Origin of the sequence: Microbispora sp. H13382, from assembly GCF_014161445.1 — a bacterium.
GTDB lineage: Bacteria > Actinomycetota > Actinomycetes > Streptosporangiales > Streptosporangiaceae > Microbispora.
Map to the genome: position 1 here is coordinate 426,809 of NZ_JABBXA010000001.1, position 17,726 is coordinate 444,534.

Annotated in this window: 11 protein-coding genes; 5 read left to right on the plus strand and 6 right to left on the minus strand. The window is 72.5% G+C overall.

Going from position 1 to position 17,726, the window contains the following annotated elements; translation table 11 throughout:
- Window positions 1-16: 16 nt before the first annotated feature.
- Complete coding sequence (locus HHX41_RS01860) at window positions 17-910, minus strand: AraC family transcriptional regulator (RefSeq protein ID WP_182904547.1); 894 nt, start codon at window positions 908-910, stop codon at window positions 17-19.
- A 90-nt stretch (window positions 911-1,000) separates the two neighbouring features.
- Here HHX41_RS01860 and HHX41_RS01865 point away from each other — a divergent pair, with 90 nt between their 5' ends.
- Window positions 1,001-1,849, plus strand: a complete 849-nt coding sequence (locus HHX41_RS01865) for an alpha/beta fold hydrolase (RefSeq protein WP_182904548.1) — start codon at window positions 1,001-1,003, stop codon at window positions 1,847-1,849.
- Window positions 1,850-1,898: 49 nt separating this feature from the next.
- On the opposite strand, the gene HHX41_RS01870 is transcribed toward HHX41_RS01865, so the two are convergent.
- Window positions 1,899-2,567 (minus strand): DUF305 domain-containing protein, encoded by a 669-nt coding sequence (locus tag HHX41_RS01870; protein WP_182904549.1) that lies wholly within the window; start codon window positions 2,565-2,567, stop codon window positions 1,899-1,901.
- 106 nt (window positions 2,568-2,673) lie between these two features.
- Here HHX41_RS01870 and HHX41_RS01875 point away from each other — a divergent pair, with 106 nt between their 5' ends.
- Window positions 2,674-3,357 carry a DUF3105 domain-containing protein gene (locus HHX41_RS01875; protein ID WP_182904550.1) on the plus strand — a complete coding sequence of 228 codons (684 nt, stop codon included), beginning with the start codon at window positions 2,674-2,676 and terminating at the stop codon, window positions 3,355-3,357.
- Window positions 3,358-3,373: 16 nt separating this feature from the next.
- On the opposite strand, the gene ald is transcribed toward HHX41_RS01875, so the two are convergent.
- Window positions 3,374-4,492, minus strand: coding sequence for an alanine dehydrogenase (ald, locus tag HHX41_RS01880; RefSeq protein ID WP_182904551.1), 1,119 nt, complete (start codon window positions 4,490-4,492; stop codon window positions 3,374-3,376).
- Between the two features lie 176 nt (window positions 4,493-4,668).
- Between ald and HHX41_RS01885 the strand changes: the two genes are divergently transcribed.
- Together HHX41_RS01885 and HHX41_RS01890 are read left to right on the plus strand one after the other, a co-directional pair.
- Window positions 4,669-6,168, plus strand: a complete 1,500-nt coding sequence (locus tag HHX41_RS01885) for a SecDF P1 head subdomain-containing protein (protein ID WP_396793968.1) — start codon at window positions 4,669-4,671, stop codon at window positions 6,166-6,168.
- 144 nt (window positions 6,169-6,312) lie between these two features.
- Window positions 6,313-6,975 (plus strand): hypothetical protein, encoded by a 663-nt coding sequence (locus HHX41_RS01890; RefSeq protein ID WP_182904553.1) that lies wholly within the window; start codon window positions 6,313-6,315, stop codon window positions 6,973-6,975.
- On the opposite strand, the gene HHX41_RS01895 is transcribed toward HHX41_RS01890, so the two are convergent.
- Complete coding sequence (locus HHX41_RS01895; protein WP_182904554.1) at window positions 6,960-9,233, minus strand: molybdopterin cofactor-binding domain-containing protein; 2,274 nt, start codon at window positions 9,231-9,233, stop codon at window positions 6,960-6,962. The two genes, HHX41_RS01890 and HHX41_RS01895, sit on opposite strands and share 16 nt — an antisense overlap.
- 106 nt (window positions 9,234-9,339) lie before the next feature.
- Here HHX41_RS01895 and HHX41_RS01900 point away from each other — a divergent pair, with 106 nt between their 5' ends.
- Complete coding sequence (locus tag HHX41_RS01900) at window positions 9,340-10,863, plus strand: PucR family transcriptional regulator (RefSeq protein ID WP_182904555.1); 1,524 nt, start codon at window positions 9,340-9,342, stop codon at window positions 10,861-10,863.
- A gap of 15 nt (window positions 10,864-10,878) precedes the next feature.
- Here the strand turns inward: HHX41_RS01900 and HHX41_RS01905 are convergent, their stop codons facing one another.
- Entirely contained in the window at window positions 10,879-13,764 is a 2,886-nt protein-coding gene (locus tag HHX41_RS01905) for a BTAD domain-containing putative transcriptional regulator (protein WP_182904556.1), read from the minus strand.
- A 26-nt stretch (window positions 13,765-13,790) separates the two neighbouring features.
- Window positions 13,791-16,730, minus strand: coding sequence for a BTAD domain-containing putative transcriptional regulator (locus HHX41_RS01910; RefSeq protein WP_182904557.1), 2,940 nt, complete (start codon window positions 16,728-16,730; stop codon window positions 13,791-13,793).
- Window positions 16,731-17,726: the final 996 nt, after the last annotated feature.

Here is a 17,726-nt window from a genome sequence, read left to right on the forward strand (position 1 = left end):
GGCCGTCGTCCCGTCGTCAGCCCGGACGACTCACGGTGATCGACGGCGGCCGCACCCTGTGCTGCTCCCCGGAGGGAGCCTCCCGGCCGGGCCATGCGATGTCGTCGACCGCGAGAAACGGCTCGCCCGCCACGCATCCCGGGGTCACCCCGATGAACTCCATGACGTCTCGATGCAGGTGGGACTGGTCGGCGTAGCCGGCCTCCACCGCGACTCGGGCCGCGCTGCCACCCCCGACCAGGCGGTGGGCGGCGTGGTCGAAGCGGACCAGCTTCGCCGCGCGCTTGGGCGGCAGGCCGATCTGCGAGTGGAATCGGGACCACAGGCGCTTACGGCTCCAGCCGAGTTCGGCGGCCAGCCGGTCCACCCGGACCAGGCCGCGGCCTGCGACGATCCGGCGCCAGGCCCAGGCCACCTCCGGGTCCGCCGGCGGCCCCGCCGCATGCCGGCGGGCGAGCAGCGCGCCGGTCAACGCGAAGCGGTCCTCCCAGGAGGAGACATCGGCCAGCCGCTCACGGATCTGTGCCGCCTCCCGGCCCCACAGGTCGCCGAGGGCCACCACGGCGCCGTCGAGGTCACCGGGGGAGATGCCCAAAATCGCGCGTGCGATGACCGGAGACAGGCGCACCTGCACGCACTCGACGTTCTCACCCCGTGCCCAGGCCGCGCCTCCTGACCCGAGTCCGGGCCCGGCGACGAGACTTCCCCGCTGCCGCCGCCCGCCGGCGTAGTCCACGACGGGCGAACCGGCGCCGAACTCCAGCAGCAGCGTCACGGCGGGGTGCGGGACCATCCGGAGCGCGTCCAGGTCGCCGACGCGGAACCCGGCCATGGTGACACCGGCCACCCGGCTGGGCCGTCGCGGGCAGGCGACGTCCCACACGGCCTCACCGTGCACGAATGTCGACACGGTCGCCAGGCTATGCGAGCACCGAACCGATATGCGGGCGGGGAACATTCGTCCAAGACGCCGGCGTCCGGCGGCGGTGACAGTGGGCGCATGACTGTTTCCGACGGCAACCGGCATGTGGAAGACGAGAAGACCGCGAGTTCGACGCTGTCCCTGGACGACGGCGACATCCACGTGTGCCAGGACGGCCCCCGCCACGCCCCGGCACTCCTGCTGATCCACGGGTCCGCCTCCTCGACCCGCTCGTGGGACTCTTTGGTCCCGCTGCTGACCGGATCGCATCGCGTCATCCGGATCGACCTGCTCGGGCACGGCCGGTCGGCCAAACCGGCCGGCCCGAGCTACGCGCTCCCGGACCAGGGGCGCCGGGTCGGCGTGGCACTGGACCGGCTCGGCGTCGAGCGCGCGATCGTGGCCGGTCATTCCAGCGGGGGCGCGGTCGCCACCGCTGTCGCCGAGCAGCGGCCCGACCTGGTGACCGCGCTCGCGCTCATCAACACCGGACCCGGCATGGACGCCTTCATCGCACCGGAGTCAGCCGCGATCGCACCGTCGCAATGGCCGCCGGACGACGAGCGGATCCGCCGGTTCGCGAGCTCCGGCTTCAGCCGCGCGGGCTACGAGATCCCACAGGAGCTTCTGGACGAGGTGCGCCTCATGACCTACCACACGCTCACCGCGACGATGGGGGCCACCCGCGACTACCTGGAGCGACAGGCGCTCCCGGATCGGCTGAAGGCCCTCGGCAAGCCGCTACTGGTGATCTTCGGTGAGGACGACCGCAGATGGCGATCCTCGTCCGCCGCCGACTACCGTACGGTTCCGGGTGCGAAGATCGAGATGCTGCCCGGTCTCGGGCACTCGCCCATACTCGAGGACCCGCCGCGGACCGCGGCCTCCCTGCTGGCCTTCACCGCGATCCACTCCGCGCGGGACTGACAACCCGGTCTTCGTCACCCGCCGCCGACGGCGGACCGGACGCGGAGGGTCACGGCGCGTGGAGCGGCTGGGCTCCCCGCTTGGCCAGCAGGTCCTTCATCGTGCGGATCTCGGCGTTCTGGCCGTCCACGACGTGCTGGGCGAGCGCGCGCACCTCGTCGCGGTCCGACAACCTGAGCAGGCCCTCGGCCATCTCCACGCCGCCCTGGTGGTGGCGGATCATGAGCTGGAGGAAGAGGACCTCGGCGTCCCTGCCCGTGGCCTGGCGGAGCCGGTTCATCTCCTCCTCCGTCGCCATGCCGGGCATCGTCCCGGCCGGCGTGGTGGCGGAGGAGGCCGCCCCGCCGTGCCCGTGGCCGGCCATCCAGGCCATCGCGGGGCGGCCGGAGCTCTGGTCCAGGCCCCACTGCTGGAGCCAGCCCATGAAAATTCCACGCTGCGTGCTCTGCGTCGTGATGATGTCGTACGCCAGGCTGCGCAGCGGCTCGTCGGAGGTCTTGTCCCTGAGGACGAAGGACATCTCCACCGCCTGGGCGTGGTGGACTCCCATGTCCCTGGCGAAACCGGCCTCGGGGGAGGTGTCCCCCGGCGTTCCGGACCTGGTGAGGAACACCACGAGCGCCGCCACCGCGAGGAGGACGGCGACCAGCCCGAGGGCGGAAAGGGAACGCCGGGCCGGGGGAGCGGTCTCCACCGGAGCGTCGATGTCAGTGCTCATCGCTCACAGGCTACTCGCCACCGCCCTCGCCCTGCCCGAAGCGATACCTTTAGCCACTATTCTCCATACGCAGCGGGGGTGTAAGGGATCTGCGGATGGAGGAGCGATGACCAAGGAGAAGACGCAGGCGAGGCGCGAGCACCTCGCCCGTATGCGCGCCGAGCAGAAGCGCAAGGAGCGGCGCGCCGCGCTTCTCATGTGGGGTATAGGCGGCCTCGTGATCGTCGTCCTTGTCGCCCTCGTCGCCGTGTACGTGGTCAAGGACCGCTCGGCCAAGTCGCTCGACGCGGTGAAGACCTACACCTACAAGGGTTCCGACCACTCGTGGACCAAGGTCTCCTACAAGGAGAACCCGCCTGTCGGCGGCCCGCACAACTACTACTGGCAGAACTGCGGCATCTACGACAAGCCGATCCACAACGAGCATGGTGTCCACTCCCTGGAGCACGGCGCGGTGTGGATCACCTACAGCCCCGACCTGCCCAAGACCGAGGTGGACAAGCTGAAGACCATCGCCTCCGCGGACTACATGCTGCTGAGCCCCTACCCGGGCCTGCCGTCCAAGATCGCGGCCAGCTCCTGGAACCACCAGGTCACGCTGGACTCCGCGGACGACCCCCGCCTCACGCAGTTCGTGAAGAAGTACAAGCAGAACCCGACCAGCACCCCCGAGTACGGCGCGTCCTGCACGGGCGGCATCGGCACCACCTCGGAGCAGCCGCTCCCGCCGGAGCCGTCGGCGTCGGGCAACCCGCAGGAGCCGATGCCGAGCGCGGCGCCGTCCAACTGAGGTTCCCCGGCAGACGTCAGGGGACCAGCACGCGGTCCACGGGCACGGCTTCCAGCCCGTGGGCCTCGGCCACCGGACGGCTCGTGAGATGGCCCTGGTGAGTGCTCAGTCCGAGGGCGAGCGCGGGGTCGGCGGTCAGCGCCTCGCGCCAGCCCATGTCCGCGATCGCCAGCGCGTACGGCAGGGTGACGTTGGTCAGCGCGTACGTCGAGGTGTGCGGCACCGCCCCCGGCATGTTGGCCACGCAGTAGAACACCGAGCCGTGCACGCGGTAGACCGGGTCGGCGTGCGTGGTCGGGCGTGAGTCCTCGAAGCAGCCGCCCTGGTCGATGGAGATGTCCACGAGCACCGACCCCGGCTTCATCCGGGAGACGAGGTCGTTGCTCACCAGGGTCGGCGCCTTGGCGCCCGGCACGAGCACCGCGCCGATCACCATGTCCGCGTCCACCACCGCCCGCTCGATCTCGTACGCGTTGGACGCCACGGTCTGGCAGCCGCCCCGGTAGAGGAGGTCGGCGTGGCGCAACCGGTCGACGTCGCGGTCCAGCAGCAGCACCTGGGCCCGCATGCCCATGGCGACCGCGGCGGCGTTCATGCCCGACACGCCGGCGCCGATCACCGCCACCTTGGCCGGGTAGGTGCCGGGGACGCCGCTCATCAGCACTCCGCGGCCGCCGCCCTGGCGCATGAGATGGTAGGCGCCCACCTGCGGCGCGAGCCGTCCGGCGACCTCCGACATGGGAGCGAGCAGCGGCAGCGTGCGGTCGGGTTTCTGCACCGTCTCGTACGCGATGCCGGTCACGCCCGACTCCAGCATGGCCCGGGTGCACGGCTCCGAGGCGGCCAGGTGGAGATAGGTGAACAGCACCTGGCCCTTGCGCATCCGGTGATACTCGTCCTGCACCGGTTCCTTGACCTTCAGGATCAGGTCGCCCTCGCCCCACACCTCGTCCGCCGTGCCGAGGATGACGGCCCCGGCGGCGGCGAAGTCCTCGTCGGGGATCGCCGACCCCTGTCCCGCGCCCTTCTCGACGAAGACCCGGTGACCCTTGCGGACGAACTCGTTGACCCCCGCGGGTGTGAGCGCGACCCGGTATTCGTGCGTCTTGATCTCTCGGGGAACTCCCACCTTCATGTCTTCACTGTCTGCTCTCGGCCTTCGCATGGCACCGGGCAACGGGCAACCATTTGGCGGGTATTGGTGACAAATTGTCAGTAATAGAGCGAGTTGAGCGTTCCACGGCCGGTCGGTTACCCGCGGTTGACAGACCTCGGTAGGCTCTGCGAGCGGTGTAAGGGATCGAGGTGGGAATGCACAACGCGCCCGTGCCGGGGAACGAGGAGCCCGGCCCGTGGCCCGGCGGCCTGACATCGGGAGCCGAGACGGCACCCATGCCGAAGCCGGTCGGCCCCGAGGCCCGCGGCGGCGCGCCCGGCGAGTACGACTGGTTCGGCGGCCCCGGGGCCACGGGAGAGACGTCCGTCCTGCCCGCCGCCGATGGTGGGGGACAGGACGACACGCTGACCGGGCCCGTCCGCGTGCCCGGTGACCCGCTCCGTGACCCGCTGCCCGGGGCCGGAGGTGTGCCGGGTGACCCTGGTGGCGCCGGCCGGTTCGACGACCCGCTCGGCGTGCCTCTTGTGCCTTATGAGTCCGTCGATCCCCTGGGCGTGGGCGGTGTGCCCGTCGAGCCGGTCGATCCCCTCGGCGTGCCCGATGACCCGCTCCGTGACCCGCTTCGTGACCCGCTGCCCGGGGCCGGAGGTGTGCCGGGTGAGCCTGACGGCGCCGGCCGGTTCGACGACCCGCTCGGCCTGCCCGGACCCGATGGCGTTCCCGGGGCCCCGCCCGCTCCCGCTCTGGCCGGTGAGCCGGTGGAGCCTGTCGCGCCCGACATGCCCGGAGTGCCCGGCGCCCCGGCCGTGGACGGGACGGAAGGGCCGGTTGACGGGGCGGTTGACGTGCCTCCCGCCCCGCCCGGCCCTGCGGAGCCGAGGGCGGCCAGGGGGACCACGATCGCCCTCGTCGTCGCCCTCGTGCTGGTGGTCGTCATGTCCGGCGCCCTCGGCGCCGTCGCCGTGATGATGACCCGCAACCCGGACGCCCCGCCGCTCAAGCAGACATCCGTACGCACCCTGCTGACGCCGGTGCACTTCGCTCCGGTCACCGGGGTGGGTCCGGCGCCGTGCACCGGGACGGACGCGATCCCGGACGACAAGGGCGCTTCCTGCTACCAGCTCGACCCGGGGGTCACGGTCACGACCGTGCAGAAGATCGAGGAGGTGCCGGAGAACGACGGCACCTACTCGATCCGGCTCGTGCTGTCCCCCTCCAGCCAGGAGCAGATCGCCGCGCTCACCCGTGAGACGGTCAAGCAGCAACTCGCCGTCGTGGTGGGGGAGAAGGTGGTGGCCGCCCCGCGGGTCGCCCAGGAGATCACCCAGGACAGTCTCGGCATCTCGGGCTTCGACAAGGCGCAGGCCGACGCGATCATGGCGCTGCTGACCGGCTCCGCCCCCGCGGGACAGCAGCCGAACCCGGCCGCCTCGCCCTCCGCCGCCGACGCCGGGCAGCCGGGTGGCACACAGCCGGACGGCACCCAGCAGGGCGGTACGCAGCCCGGTGGCGGGACCCAGCCGGATGGCACGCAGCAGGGCGGCACGCAGCCGGATGGCACGCAGCCGGATGGCACGCAGCAGGGCGGCACGCAGCCCGGTGGCACGCAGCAGGGCGGTACGCAGCCGGATGGCACGCAGCCCGGTGGCACGCAGCAGGGCGGGGGCCAGCCCAGCATCGAGCAGTTCCAGTGAGTTCACCCCTGGGGGACCGGCTCCCCCGGGGGCGGCGCTTCGGGCGACCAGCCGGAGCGGAAGCCGGCGTGGAAGCCGGAGTGGAAGCCCGCGTGCAAGCAGGGGGCAATCCGGGTGCAAGGAGATTCCTCTAACGTACGGCGTGTGTCAGCACCATGGTTGCGAGGCGCGGCCGCCACGGCCGTGACCGCCGCGTTCCTGCTCCCCGCCTCCCTGCTCGCCGCGGCCCCGGCGCTCGCGCACGGCGCCCAGGCCCCCACCCAGGCCGAGCCCGCACCGGCGACGGTCGCCAAGCAGTTGTTCCGCGCCTGGCTGCGCGCCGACCGCCACGCGGCCTCCCGGGTCGCCACCGCCGGCGCGGTCTCCACGCTCTTCTCCTATCCCTACCGGGCCCCGGACGAGTTCGCGGGCTGCTCGGGCAACTCCTGCCGGTTCGTCCACACCAGCGTGCGCGTACCGGGCGGGCTCGGCGGCCTCCTGATGATCGTGTCCGGCGCGAAGGTCACGAAGGTGTACGAGTCGCGCCACCTCGTGAAGCCGTCAGCCGCCGCCGGGTACCTGTTCGACGCCTGGCGCAAGCACGACCCCAACCGAGGCCTGGAGATCGCCTCGACCACGGCCGTCAGGACGCTCTTCCGGGCCAAGTACGACCCGAAGGGCGTGAAGTACTTCTTCCAGGGCTGCAGCTCGGAGCCCAAGGGCCACAGCTGCGCCTACTCCTACGAGGGCGGCGCCATGTTCATGCACGTACGCGGCTCGAAGAGCCGCGGCTACGAGGTGACCTCCATCGGCTACGTCGCCGACTGAGCGCCGGCCGCGGCGGTCGGCGCGAGCGCGATGTCCTCGGGCCGGATCGGGACACGGGGGAGATCCAGCCCGGTCGCGGCCCTGACCGCCGCGGCCACCGCGGGGGTCGACGAGAGCGTGGGCGGCTCGCCCGCGCCCCGCAGGCCGTACGGCGCGTGGGGGTCGGGGTTCTCCAGGACCGACAAGCGCATCGGCGGCATGTCGAGGATGGTGGGGATCAGATAGTCGGTGAACGAGGGGTTGAGCACCCGCCCGTCCCTGACCTGGATCTCCTCCATCAGCGCCAGGCCCAGGCCCTGCGCGGAGCCGCCGTGGATCTGCCCCTCCAGGGCCAGGGGGTTGAGGATCTTCCCGACGTCCTGCACGGCGGCCAGCTCGACGACCTTGACCAGGCCCAGCTCGGCGTCGACGTCGACCACCGCCCGGTGCACGCACAGCGCGAGCTGCGTGTGGGAGTCGCCCTGGCCCGTGACCGGGTCCATCGGGAACGTGGGCCGGTGACGGTACTCCCGTGTCTCCTCGACCGGCCCGAACCGCTCCAGCACCTCCTCCAGGGACAGGTCCGGATGGGCCGCCCGCAGTGCGTCGAGCCGCGCCCGCACCGCCTCGCACGCCGTCTTGACCGCCCCGCCGGTGACGTACGACTGGCGGGATGCCGAGGAGGACCCGGCGGAGCCGACCGCGGTGTCGGCCGGGGCGACCGTGACCCTGCCGATCCCGAGCTCCGTACGCGCGATCTGGGCCTGGACGGTGACGAGCCCCTGGCCCACCTCGGCGGCGGCGGTGTGCACGAGCACGTGCGGCTCGTCCCCGGCGAGCTCGACGCGCACCCGTGCCGTCGAGTAGTCGTCGAAACCCTCGGAGAAACAGATGTTCTTGATGCCGACGCCGTAGCCCACGCCGCGCCGCACGCCCTCGCCGTGCGTCGTCTGCGCGACGCCGCCCGGCAGGAGGCGCAGGTCGGGCTCGCCGCGCGGGCCCGCGGGCAGGGGCATCGCGGCCAGTTCCGCGAGCATGTCCGCCAGCGGCGCCGGGCTGTCGACGACCTGCCCGGTGGCCAGGCGCGACCCCTGCGACACCGCGTTGCGGACGCGGATCTCGACCGGCGACAGCCCGCAGGCCGCGGCCAGGCGGTCCATCTGGGACTCGTAGGCGTAGCAAGCCTGCACCGCCCCGAACCCGCGCATCGCCCCGCAGGGCGGGTTGTTCGTGTAGACGCCGTACGCGTCGATCCACACGTTGCCCACCTCGTACGGCCCGACGCCCAGCGAGGCGGCGTTGCCGACCACGGCGGGGGTGGTCGAGCAGTAGGCGCCGCCGTCGAGCAGGATCTCGGCCTTCACGTAGACGAGCCGCCCGTCGGCCGTCGCGCCGTGCTCGTAGCGCATGCGGGCGGGATGCCGGTGGACGTGGCCGAAGAACGACTCCTCCCGGCCGTACACCATCTTGACCGGGCGGCCCGTCCGCAGCGCCAGCATCGAGGCGTGGACCTGCATCGACAGATCCTCCCTGGCGCCGAACGCGCCGCCGACCCCGGCGAGAGTCAGCCGCACCTTGTCCTTCGGCAGGCCCAGGCACGGCGCCACCTGGTCCTGGTCGACGTGCAGCCACTGGGTGGCGACGAACAGGTCCACGCCGCCGTCCTCGGCGGGCACGGCAAGGCCCGACTCGGGCCCGAGGAACGCCTGGTCCTGCATGCCGACCTCGTACTCGCCGGTGACGACCACCTCGGCCTCGAAGGTGCCCCCCACCCTGACCGGCTGGTGCCGTACGAGGTTGCCTCCCGGATGGACGGCGGGGCAGGAGGGGTCGAAGGCGGCCCGGTGGGGATCGGTCACCGCTTCGCGCTCCTCGTAGTCCACGACGATCGCGGCGGCGGCGCGGCGGGCGGTCTCCGGATGGTCGGCGGCCACGATCGCCACGGGCTCGCCCTGGTAGCGGACCTGGTCGACGGCGAGCACCGGCTGGTCGCGGAACTCCAGCCCGTAGAACTTCTCGCCGGGCACGTCCTCGTGGGTCAGCACGGCGAGGACGCCGGGCATCGCGAGCGCGGGGCCGGTGTCGATCGAGCGGATCACCGCCGACGGGTGCGGGCTGCGCAGCGTCGCGCCCCAGAGCATGCCCTCCAGCCACAGGTCCGAGGAGTAGGCGAACTCCCCGGCCACCTTCAGCGTGCCGTCGGGGCGCGGCACGCTCTCGCCGAGGCCCGAAAGCCGCCCGATCCCCGTCGCCGTCTCAGTCGTCGCGCGCCGCTCCATCGTCGTAGTACAGCAACCGGGCACGGGCGGGGCCTATCGGCGCGGCGATGAAACCCGGCGACGGCCGGGGTCGATGCTTGTATATATCTCCAAATACGCTTCTGTCGTGCTGTTGCAAGATCTGCTCACCGCCCCGGAACTGCGGCTCGCCCTGCTCACGGGCGACGAGCGGCTGGACCGCGAGATCAAGGGCGTGCTGATCACCGACCTGCCCGATCCCCGGCGGTACCTGTCGGGCGGCGAGCTGGTGCTGACCGGCCTGATGTGGCGCCAGTCGCCCGCCGACTCCGCCCGGTTCGTGGAGGCCCTGGCCGAGGCCGGAGTGGCCGCGCTCGGCGCCGGCGACGCGCGGCTCGGCATGGTGCCGGACGACCTGGTGGACGCCTGCCGCGCGCACGGGCTGCCGCTGTTCGCAGTGCCCGTCGAGGTGTCGTTCGGGGCGGTCACCGAGCTCGTCGGCAGGCGCGTCGCCGCCGCCCAGGCGGGTGACCTGCGGGGCGCGCTCGGGCGGCACCGCAGGATCGTCGCGGCCGTGGCCGAAGGGGCCGGTCTCGGCGAGCTGTTCGCCTTGGTCGAGGCCGAGCTCGGCGTCACGGCCGCCGTCGTCTCCGCCTGCGGCACCGTCGTCGCGGGCGCCCTGCCCGAGGAGCGGGCCGTACGGCTGGCGCGCGACTACCTGGCCGCCGTCCGCCTGCCCGTCGTCGTCAACCGCGGCGGGCCGTTCACGGTGTTCGCCGTGGACCGCTCGCACCGGGCCGCCGGCTGGGCCCTGATCTGCCGGGGCGAGATCGACGTGGAGATCGGCTACGAGCTGGCGGCGTGCGTCGCCATGGAGCGGACCCGGGCGGAGGAGGGCCGCCGGGTGGAGCGCCGGCTGGCCGAGCAGCTCATCGCGCTGGCCTGCGCGGGCGGCGACCTCGCCGAGCTGTCGGCCCGGCTGCGGACCTGCGGCATCGACCCGGCCGAGCCGTACGCCGTGGTGACCGTCACGGCGAGCAGGCGCGGGGCGACGGACGGCCCGGACCCCGCCCTGCTGGGCGGGCAGGTGACGGAGGAACTGCTGGACCGCCGGGTGGTGGCCGCGGCGGGCGCCGACGCGTCGGTGGCGCTGGTCCCGCTGCGCGACGACACCCTCTGGGGCGACCGCGACGCGCTCGCGGCGCTGCTGCGCGCCCGTACGGCGGTGCTCGCCGGCGGGCTGCCGGGAATCCGGGTGTCGGCCGGGGTGAGCGGTGCGCTGACCGGGCCGCAGGCCATCCGGGGCGGGGTGGATGAGGCGGGCCACGCCCTGCGGATGGCCGAGGCGCGCGGCGGGGGAGTGGTCACCAGCGACGAGATCTACACGCACGCGCTGCTGCTGGCGACCGTGCCCGGCGACGTGCGCTCCTCGTTCGCCGGGCGGCTGCTGGGACCGCTGTTCGACTACGACCGGCGGCACGGCGCCGAGCTGGTGCGCACGCTCGGCGCGTTCCTCGACTGCACAGGTTCGTGGAACGCCTGCGCGGAACGGCTGCACGTCCACGTCAACACGGTGCGCTACCGGATCAGGCGCGTGGAGGAGCTGACGGGCAAGGACCTGTCGTCCATGGCCGATCGGGTCGACCTGTTCCTCGCCCTGCGCGCCGGCTAGCCACTCCCGCCCCGGTCAGCCGTCTCCGGCGGCGGCGTGCCCGCCGTCGAGCAGGGCCAGCTCCTCGCGGGCGAAGCCCATCGTGTAGGCGGCGCCATACTTCTCCGCCACGGCGAGGGCCTCCAGCAGGTACTCGCGGGCCTTGTCGAAGGCGCCCTTGAGCCGCTCGGCGCGCCCCAAGGGGGCCAGGCACCGCAGCTCCATGACGCGGTGATGTCTCTCCCTGCTCAGGGTGAGAGCCTTCCGGTAGACGATCGCCGCGGACCAGGGGTCGTTCTGCTTCTCGTGCACCTCGGCCAGGCCGAGCAGCGCCTCTCCCATGTGCATGGGGTCCCCTGCCTGTTTCGCGAGGCCATCGAGCTCGCGCCACGTCGCTCTGGCCTCCGCCACGTGGCCGAGACCGAGCTGCGCCGTGCCGATGCCCGTGAGAGCATGCCGTTCGCCCACCGCCGCCCCGATCTTCCTGGCGATGCGAAGCTGCTCCCACGCCGACGCCAGGGCTTCTTCGTACCGGTGCAGTGCGTTGAGCACCACACAGAGATTGCCCAGGGCCCTCATGCGCGCGAAGGAATCCCCGGCGGTGCGGCGAAGGTCCACCTCGGCACGCTGGTGGACGAGCGCCTCCTCGTTGCGTCCCGCCGGGCCCAGCCCCATGGCGATGTATCCGTGCGCGAGGGCCGAGATCTCCGGGTCCGCGAGGCGCTCACCTACTTCGAGTGCCTGACGGCCGAGGGGCAGGATGTCGTTGCGGTGTCCGATGAAGGTGAAGGGCCATTGACAGGAGAAGCCGAGATGGGCGCCGGAGCGCGCGAGGGAGGGATCGCGCGACGCCGTCGCCTGGGCCGCCACGGCGAGGATGTTGGGGCGTTCACGCTCCAGCCACGCGGACGCGTCCGCGCCGTCGGTCAGAGCGAACGGCTCACGCTCGGCGAACTCGTGCGGGGGGTGCACCCGATGAGGGTCGATCAGTTTCATCGTGAGGCGCGCGGTCGTGCCGTACAGGCCGAGCACGCGGTCGAGCGCGTCGTCACGGTCACGCTCGCTCAGGCGCCGCTCGGCAAGTTCCATGGCGAAGAGCCGCACCAGGTCATGGAGGCGGAACCGGCCCTGCTCACCGGGTTCGGCCAGATTCGCCCGCATCAGGCGGGACACGGCTCGCTCCGCCGCGTCCCGCGGCGTGTCGAGAAGGGCCGCCACGACCTCGGCTGTGGCGTCCGGTGTGCGCAGGACGCCCAGATGACACAGGGCCGCGGCCGCCGCCCGGTCGAGCTCGTGCCCGCTCCCCGCCAGCACGTCGTGACTGAGCTGGAGGCTGGCGCGCACGGCGAGGTCGCCCGACTCCAGCTCGTGCAGCGCCCGCCGTTCGTCCCGCAGCCGCGAGTTGAGATGGGACACAGGCGTGTAGCGGCTCTCCGACAGGCGCGCGGCCGCCAGGCGGAGGGCGAGGGGCAGCCCGCCGCAGAGGTCCACGAGCTCGGTGGCGGCGGCAGGGTCGGCGGCGACCCGCTCGGCGCCGATCAGTTTCGCCAGCATGGCGACCGACTCCGACCTCTGCATCCTGCCGAGGACGAGCTGCACACAGTCGTCGGCCACAGCGAACGACTCCCGGCTCGTGACGAGCAGGGCGTTCCCGGCCGGCAGGCCCAGCAGAGGGCGGACCTGCTCCGGGCCGGACGCGTCGTCCAGCACGATCAGCGTGTGCCGGCCCACCAGGCGGTCCCTGAGCATGGTCGCGGCCTCGTCCGGGTCGGACGGGACCGCCTCCGGGTGCACGCCGAGGCTCCGCAGCAGCCTCCCGAGCAGGTCGAGGGGGTTGAGCCGTACGACTCCCGGCGTCGCCCCGAGCATGTTCAGGTACAGCTGGCCGTCCGGATAGTGATCGCTCACCGTGTGCGCGGCGCGTACGGCGAGGGTCGACTTCCCCGCTCCCGCCGTGCCGGTGACGGCCACCACCGCCTGCGGGTCGCTTCCGTCCCAGGGCGCGAGCAGCGCGCGCAGGCGCACCACCGTGTCCGTCCGCCCCACGAAGACCTGCGGATCGCGCGGGAGCTGACGCGGCCGGACGACCTCCGCGGGAGCGGCGACAGGCGTGGGGGACGGCGACGCATCGAGAGAGGGGTCCGCGCGCAGAATCAGCTCGTACGCCCGCCGCAGGGACTCGCCCGGATCGACGCCGAGCCGTTCGGCGAGCAGACGCCTGGCGTCGTGGAAGACCTCCAGCGACTCCGCCTGCCGTCCGCAGCGGTAGAGCGCGAGCATCTGCAGTTCCCGGGCCCGCTCCCGCAGCGGGGCCTCCGCGGTCAGCCCGACGAGCGCGTCGAGCGACTCCTGGCGCCGGCCCAGCCGCAGCAGCGCGTCGGCCTGGTCCTCCCGGGCCGTCAGCCGCATGCCCTCCAGCCGGGCCCGCTCCGCCTCGCAGAAGGGGCCGGGAAGGCCGCCCAGGGCGGGGCCCGCCCACAGTCCCAGCGCGGCCTGCAGTTCGCACAGCCAATCGCCGAGGTCCTCCTTGCCCTGGTAGCGGCGAGCCTCCGCTAGGCGCTGCTCGAACTCCTCGGCGTCGGTACGGCACGCGGAGCGTGCCAGGCTGTAGCCGCTCGCGGAGTGGGTGAGCAGCCTGAACGGCCCACGCCTGCCTTGGTCCGGTTCGAGTAGCCTCCTCAGCCCGGCCACGTAGGTGTAGACGCTCTGCTCGGCCGTCTTCGGGGCGGCGCCGCCCCACAGATCGTCGATGAGCTGTTCCTTCGGGACGATCCGCCCGGCCCTGGCGGCGAGCACGCACAGGGCGGCCCGCTGCAACGGCGGCCCCAGGTTCACCTGCCGGTCGTCCAGCCACGCGACCACCGGTCCGAGGACCCGGAGGCGGAGACCGGCCTGCCGCGCACCGAATCCGTCTCTCGCCATGAGCGTCCCTCCTTCGTGGCGTGGCGTCAGCGGATCGACGTGAGGTGAGCCGGAGGGGGCTGAGCGGAGTCCGAACGGGGGAAGGCCGCACGGATGGCCCACAGTTCGGCCTCCACCTCACGGAGTTCCTCGTCCCCGGATGACTGTGCGATCGGCAGCGCCTTCCGGGCGCAGGCCAGGGCCTGCTCCGGTTCGCCGAGCCGGCGGTGTGCTCTGGCGAGCAGGGTGAGGGACCGGCACTCGATTACCCGATGGCCGATCTCGATCGCACATCGCAGGCCGCGCTCCAGGTGGGACCTCGCCTTGAGCGCGTCGTCGCGGTCCAGGTGCAGCTTGGCGAGCATCACCAGAGCCGCGCTCTCCTGGTAGCGATCCCCTGCGGCGTGGGCGAGCGCGAGCCCTTCGCCGAGCAGGTTCATGGCCTCGGCCAGGTCACCCAGCTCCTCGCAGGCCCTTCCTCCGATCAGCAGCGAATGACGCTCACCGACGTCGGAGCCGATCTCCCTGGCGATCGTCCGCTGTGTCTCGGTGCACTCGCGTGCCTGCGCGTACTGCTTGAGAGTCAGGTAGGTGACAGCCAGGTTGCCCAGCGCTCGCATCTCGCCGAACCGGTCCATCAGCATGCGTCTCAGTTCCAGCTCGGCCCACTGGTGCGGCATGGCGTCGGAGGCCTGGCCGGTGTGAAGCAGGGCGGCGGCGAGCTGACCGTGCGCCAGGGACATCAACTCCAGGTCGCCGACTCGCTCGCCCACAGCCAGCGCCTGTCTGCTCAGGTGGAGGTGCTCTCGGCGGTACGCGCTCCTCGACAGCTGCCAGTACAGGGCGAACCCGACGTAAGCCCCCCTGCGCGCGATGTCGTCGTCCTCGCTCACCAGCGCCTGCGACGCGGCCGCCACGACGTTCGCCAGCTCATCCTCCAGCCAGTTCCTTGCCTCGCCGGGAGAGGCGAGCGCGAGTGGGCGCTGCGGCACGGCGGGCCAGGGGAGCTGCACGCGGTGCGGATCCAGCACGGTGCTGGCCCGCCATGCCGTCGCGCCGTAGAACCCAAGCGCTCGCAGGAGGGCGCCCGCGCGGGCCTCGGGCGCGAGGCGGGTGTCCGCCAGCTCGATCGTGTAGAGGCGCACGAGGTCGTGCATGCGGAACCGGCCGGTGCCCGCGGCCTCCAGCAGGTGCGCGCGTACCAGGCGGTCGAGCGCGCGCTCCGCGGCGTCGGCGGGCTCGTCCACGAGGGCGGCCACGACGTGCGCCGTCACATCCGCCACATGGAGAAGGCCGAGATGGCACAGGACCCGCGCCGCCAGCCGGTCGAGGACGGCCTTGCCGCGGGCGAGGCTCTCGTAGCTGAGTTCGAGGCTGGAGCGCACGGCGATCTTGCCCGCCTCCAGTTCGTGCAGTGTCCGCCGCCGGTCCTCAAGCCGGTCGACCAGCTCCGCGGGCGTCCACTCCGGCCGGTCCACGAGCCGTGCGGCGGCCAGGCGGAGAGCCAGCGGCAGCCCGCCGCACAGGTCGGCCAGCCGGCCCGCAGCAGGGTCGGCCGCGATCCGCTCGGCCCCCACGAGTTTCGCGAGCATGGTGACGGCCTCCGACCGCAGCATGCTGCCGAGGACGAGCTGGACGCAGTCGTCGGTCACCGCGAACGACTCCCGGCTCGTGATCAGCACGCTGGTGCCGGCCGGTAGACCCAGGAGAGCGCGTACCTGCTCGGGCCCCGCCGCGTCGTCGAGCAGGATGAGGGTCCTGCGGCCCTCCAACCGGTCGCGCAGCATGGCGGCGGCCTCGTCCACATCGGACGGTACGGCCTCGCCGGGCAGTCCCAGGGCGCGCAGGAGCCTGCCGAGCACGTCGATCGGCTTGAGCCGCTCCACACCCGGAGTCGACCCCAGGAGATTCACATAGAGCTGGCCGTCCGGGAACGCGTCGACGGCGGCGTGCGCGGCGTGGACCGCCAGGGCGGACTTTCCCGCTCCCGGGGCGCCGGTGACGGCGACCACCGCCTGCGGGGGCGCGCCGTCCCAGGGGGCGAGCAGCGATCGCAGGCGCACCCTCTCCTCCGGCCGGCCGACGAAGCAGTTCACCGCGCGGGGCAATTGGCGCGGAGGGCGCGGGGGCGGGGCATCGGCGCCGGCCGCCCGCTCGCCCGCCGGCGTGGGCGAGGGACCCGCCTGCCTGAGCGAGGGATCGGCCCGCAGGATCAGCTCGTACCGTTCCCGCAGCGTCTCGCCGGGATCGACCCCGAGCCGCTCCGCCAGGAGCCGCTTGACGTCCATGTACGTGTGCAGGGCGTCCGCCTGCCTGCCGCACCGGTAGAGCGCGAGCATGAGCAGGTCACGGGCGCGCTCCCGAAGGGGAGCCTCGCCGACCAGTTCGGTCAGGGCGGCCGCCGCCTCCTGGTGCAGGTTCAGGCGGAGCAGCGCGTCGGCGCGATCCTCCCGCGCCGCCAGGCGCAACTCCTCGAGGCGGGCCCGCTCCGCCTCGGCGAACGGACCCGGTACGCCGCACAGGGCGGGGCCCGACCAGCACCCCACGGCGGCGTCCAGCGCGCGAAGGCAGCCGCGCAGGTCGCCGGCGCCGTCCAACCGGCGGGCCTCGGCCAGACGGCGCCCGAAGTCCTCGACGTCCACCTCGACCGGCCCGCGGGCCAGGACGTAGCCGCCCGACCGGGACAGCAGGACCGAGTAGGAACCTCGCCGGCCCCCCTTCGGCTCCAGTACCCGCCGCAGCCCGGCGACATAGGTGTAGACGCTCTGCTCGGCGGTGTTCGGCGGGCGCTCCCCCCAGAGCCCGCCGATCAGGGCCTCCTTGGTCACGACCTGCCCCATCTGCGCGGCGAGCACGCACAGGGCCGCGCGCTGCAGAGGAGGTCCGAGGCCGACGCTCCGTTCGTCGCGCCACGCGGCCAGGGGCCCGAGCATCCGCAGGCGGCAGGGTGAGTACGCGGACGTTTTACGCTCATTCGCGCTATCCATACGTATGAACTCCACCTGGTAACGGCGTAGATGCAACCTGTGGATGACCGCGATCGGGCGAAATGCCGCTCCCGTGCCCGGTACACGCCATGAGTCGCCGCTGCACTCGTCGCAACTGCACCCCGGCGGTTCCCCCCAAAACGGCGGCTTCGCGATGGCATCCCCGTGTTCGCCGGTCATCGGGCACGCCGTCGGGCCTGTTCCGGCAGAGCATCAAATATGCCATCTCCCATCTAGATATTGTCTAGACGCGCCGGATAATCCGCGGGTTCCAGTTGGCCCGGAATTTCCTACTCGCGGGTAAGCCCGCCTGTCGCATCCTTTTGACCTGCCCGGATGTCCGGAGGCTTACAGGTGGCGGTGCGGGGAGGCCCGGTGCCGTGGCGAGTGACACCGGCGAACGCCGTCCCGCCGTAGATCGCATTCGCCGCGCCGAATGCCGCCCAGGTGCCCGGATCCGGCGCTGACCTGCCTCTGTTCCGGACCGGCCGGTCGTTCGTCGTGCCCGCCGGTCGCGGGACGGACGCCGCCGGTCGTACGGACGCGAGCGCGGGCGGAGGGCTCCGCGCAGGCGGCCCCTGTGAGGGGCTGACGTGTAGGGATGCTTTCTCGGGGATCGCGGACCGCCTGCCGAACGCAGTCGAAGATTGGGCCGGCGGCCGCCTCCACTGTTCTTGTGAAGGCCGGCGCGGGAGAGGCCGGGCACGCGCCGCGGCATCACGCCCTCTGCGCGATCCGGGCGCGTCCCCGGCGGACATCCGCGCTCGTTGCGCGGCTTTCACAAGGCAGCCGCACATGGGAATCACGGTGGCCGATAAAAGTCAACGGATTCCTTCTGGTCGGCGTCCGGCTGGATCGGATGTTTGAAATCGCAGCCGTTGAGCGAATTTCCTCCGAAACAGGAAAGGTGCCGATGTCGTTACGGGATTCGACTTCGGGGGCCGCCCTTGTCGGAAATTCTGACCCGGACTGTGAGCGGAGCCTGTCAAGAACGCC

Coding starts and splice junctions, on each gene's coding strand:
- HHX41_RS01865 (WP_182904548.1), top strand. CDS start 1,001: ATGACTGTTTCCGACGGCAACCGGCATGTGGAAGACGAGAAGACCGCG.
- HHX41_RS01870 (WP_182904549.1), bottom strand. CDS start 2,567: ATGAGCACTGACATCGACGCTCCGGTGGAGACCGCTCCCCCGGCCCGG.
- HHX41_RS01875 (WP_182904550.1), top strand. CDS start 2,674: ATGACCAAGGAGAAGACGCAGGCGAGGCGCGAGCACCTCGCCCGTATG.
- ald (WP_182904551.1), bottom strand. CDS start 4,492: ATGAAGGTGGGAGTTCCCCGAGAGATCAAGACGCACGAATACCGGGTC.
- HHX41_RS01885 (WP_396793968.1), top strand. CDS start 4,669: ATGCACAACGCGCCCGTGCCGGGGAACGAGGAGCCCGGCCCGTGGCCC.
- HHX41_RS01895 (WP_182904554.1), bottom strand. CDS start 9,233: ATGGAGCGGCGCGCGACGACTGAGACGGCGACGGGGATCGGGCGGCTT.
- HHX41_RS01905 (WP_182904556.1), bottom strand. CDS start 13,764: ATGGCGAGAGACGGATTCGGTGCGCGGCAGGCCGGTCTCCGCCTCCGG.
- HHX41_RS01910 (WP_182904557.1), bottom strand. CDS start 16,730: ATGGATAGCGCGAATGAGCGTAAAACGTCCGCGTACTCACCCTGCCGC.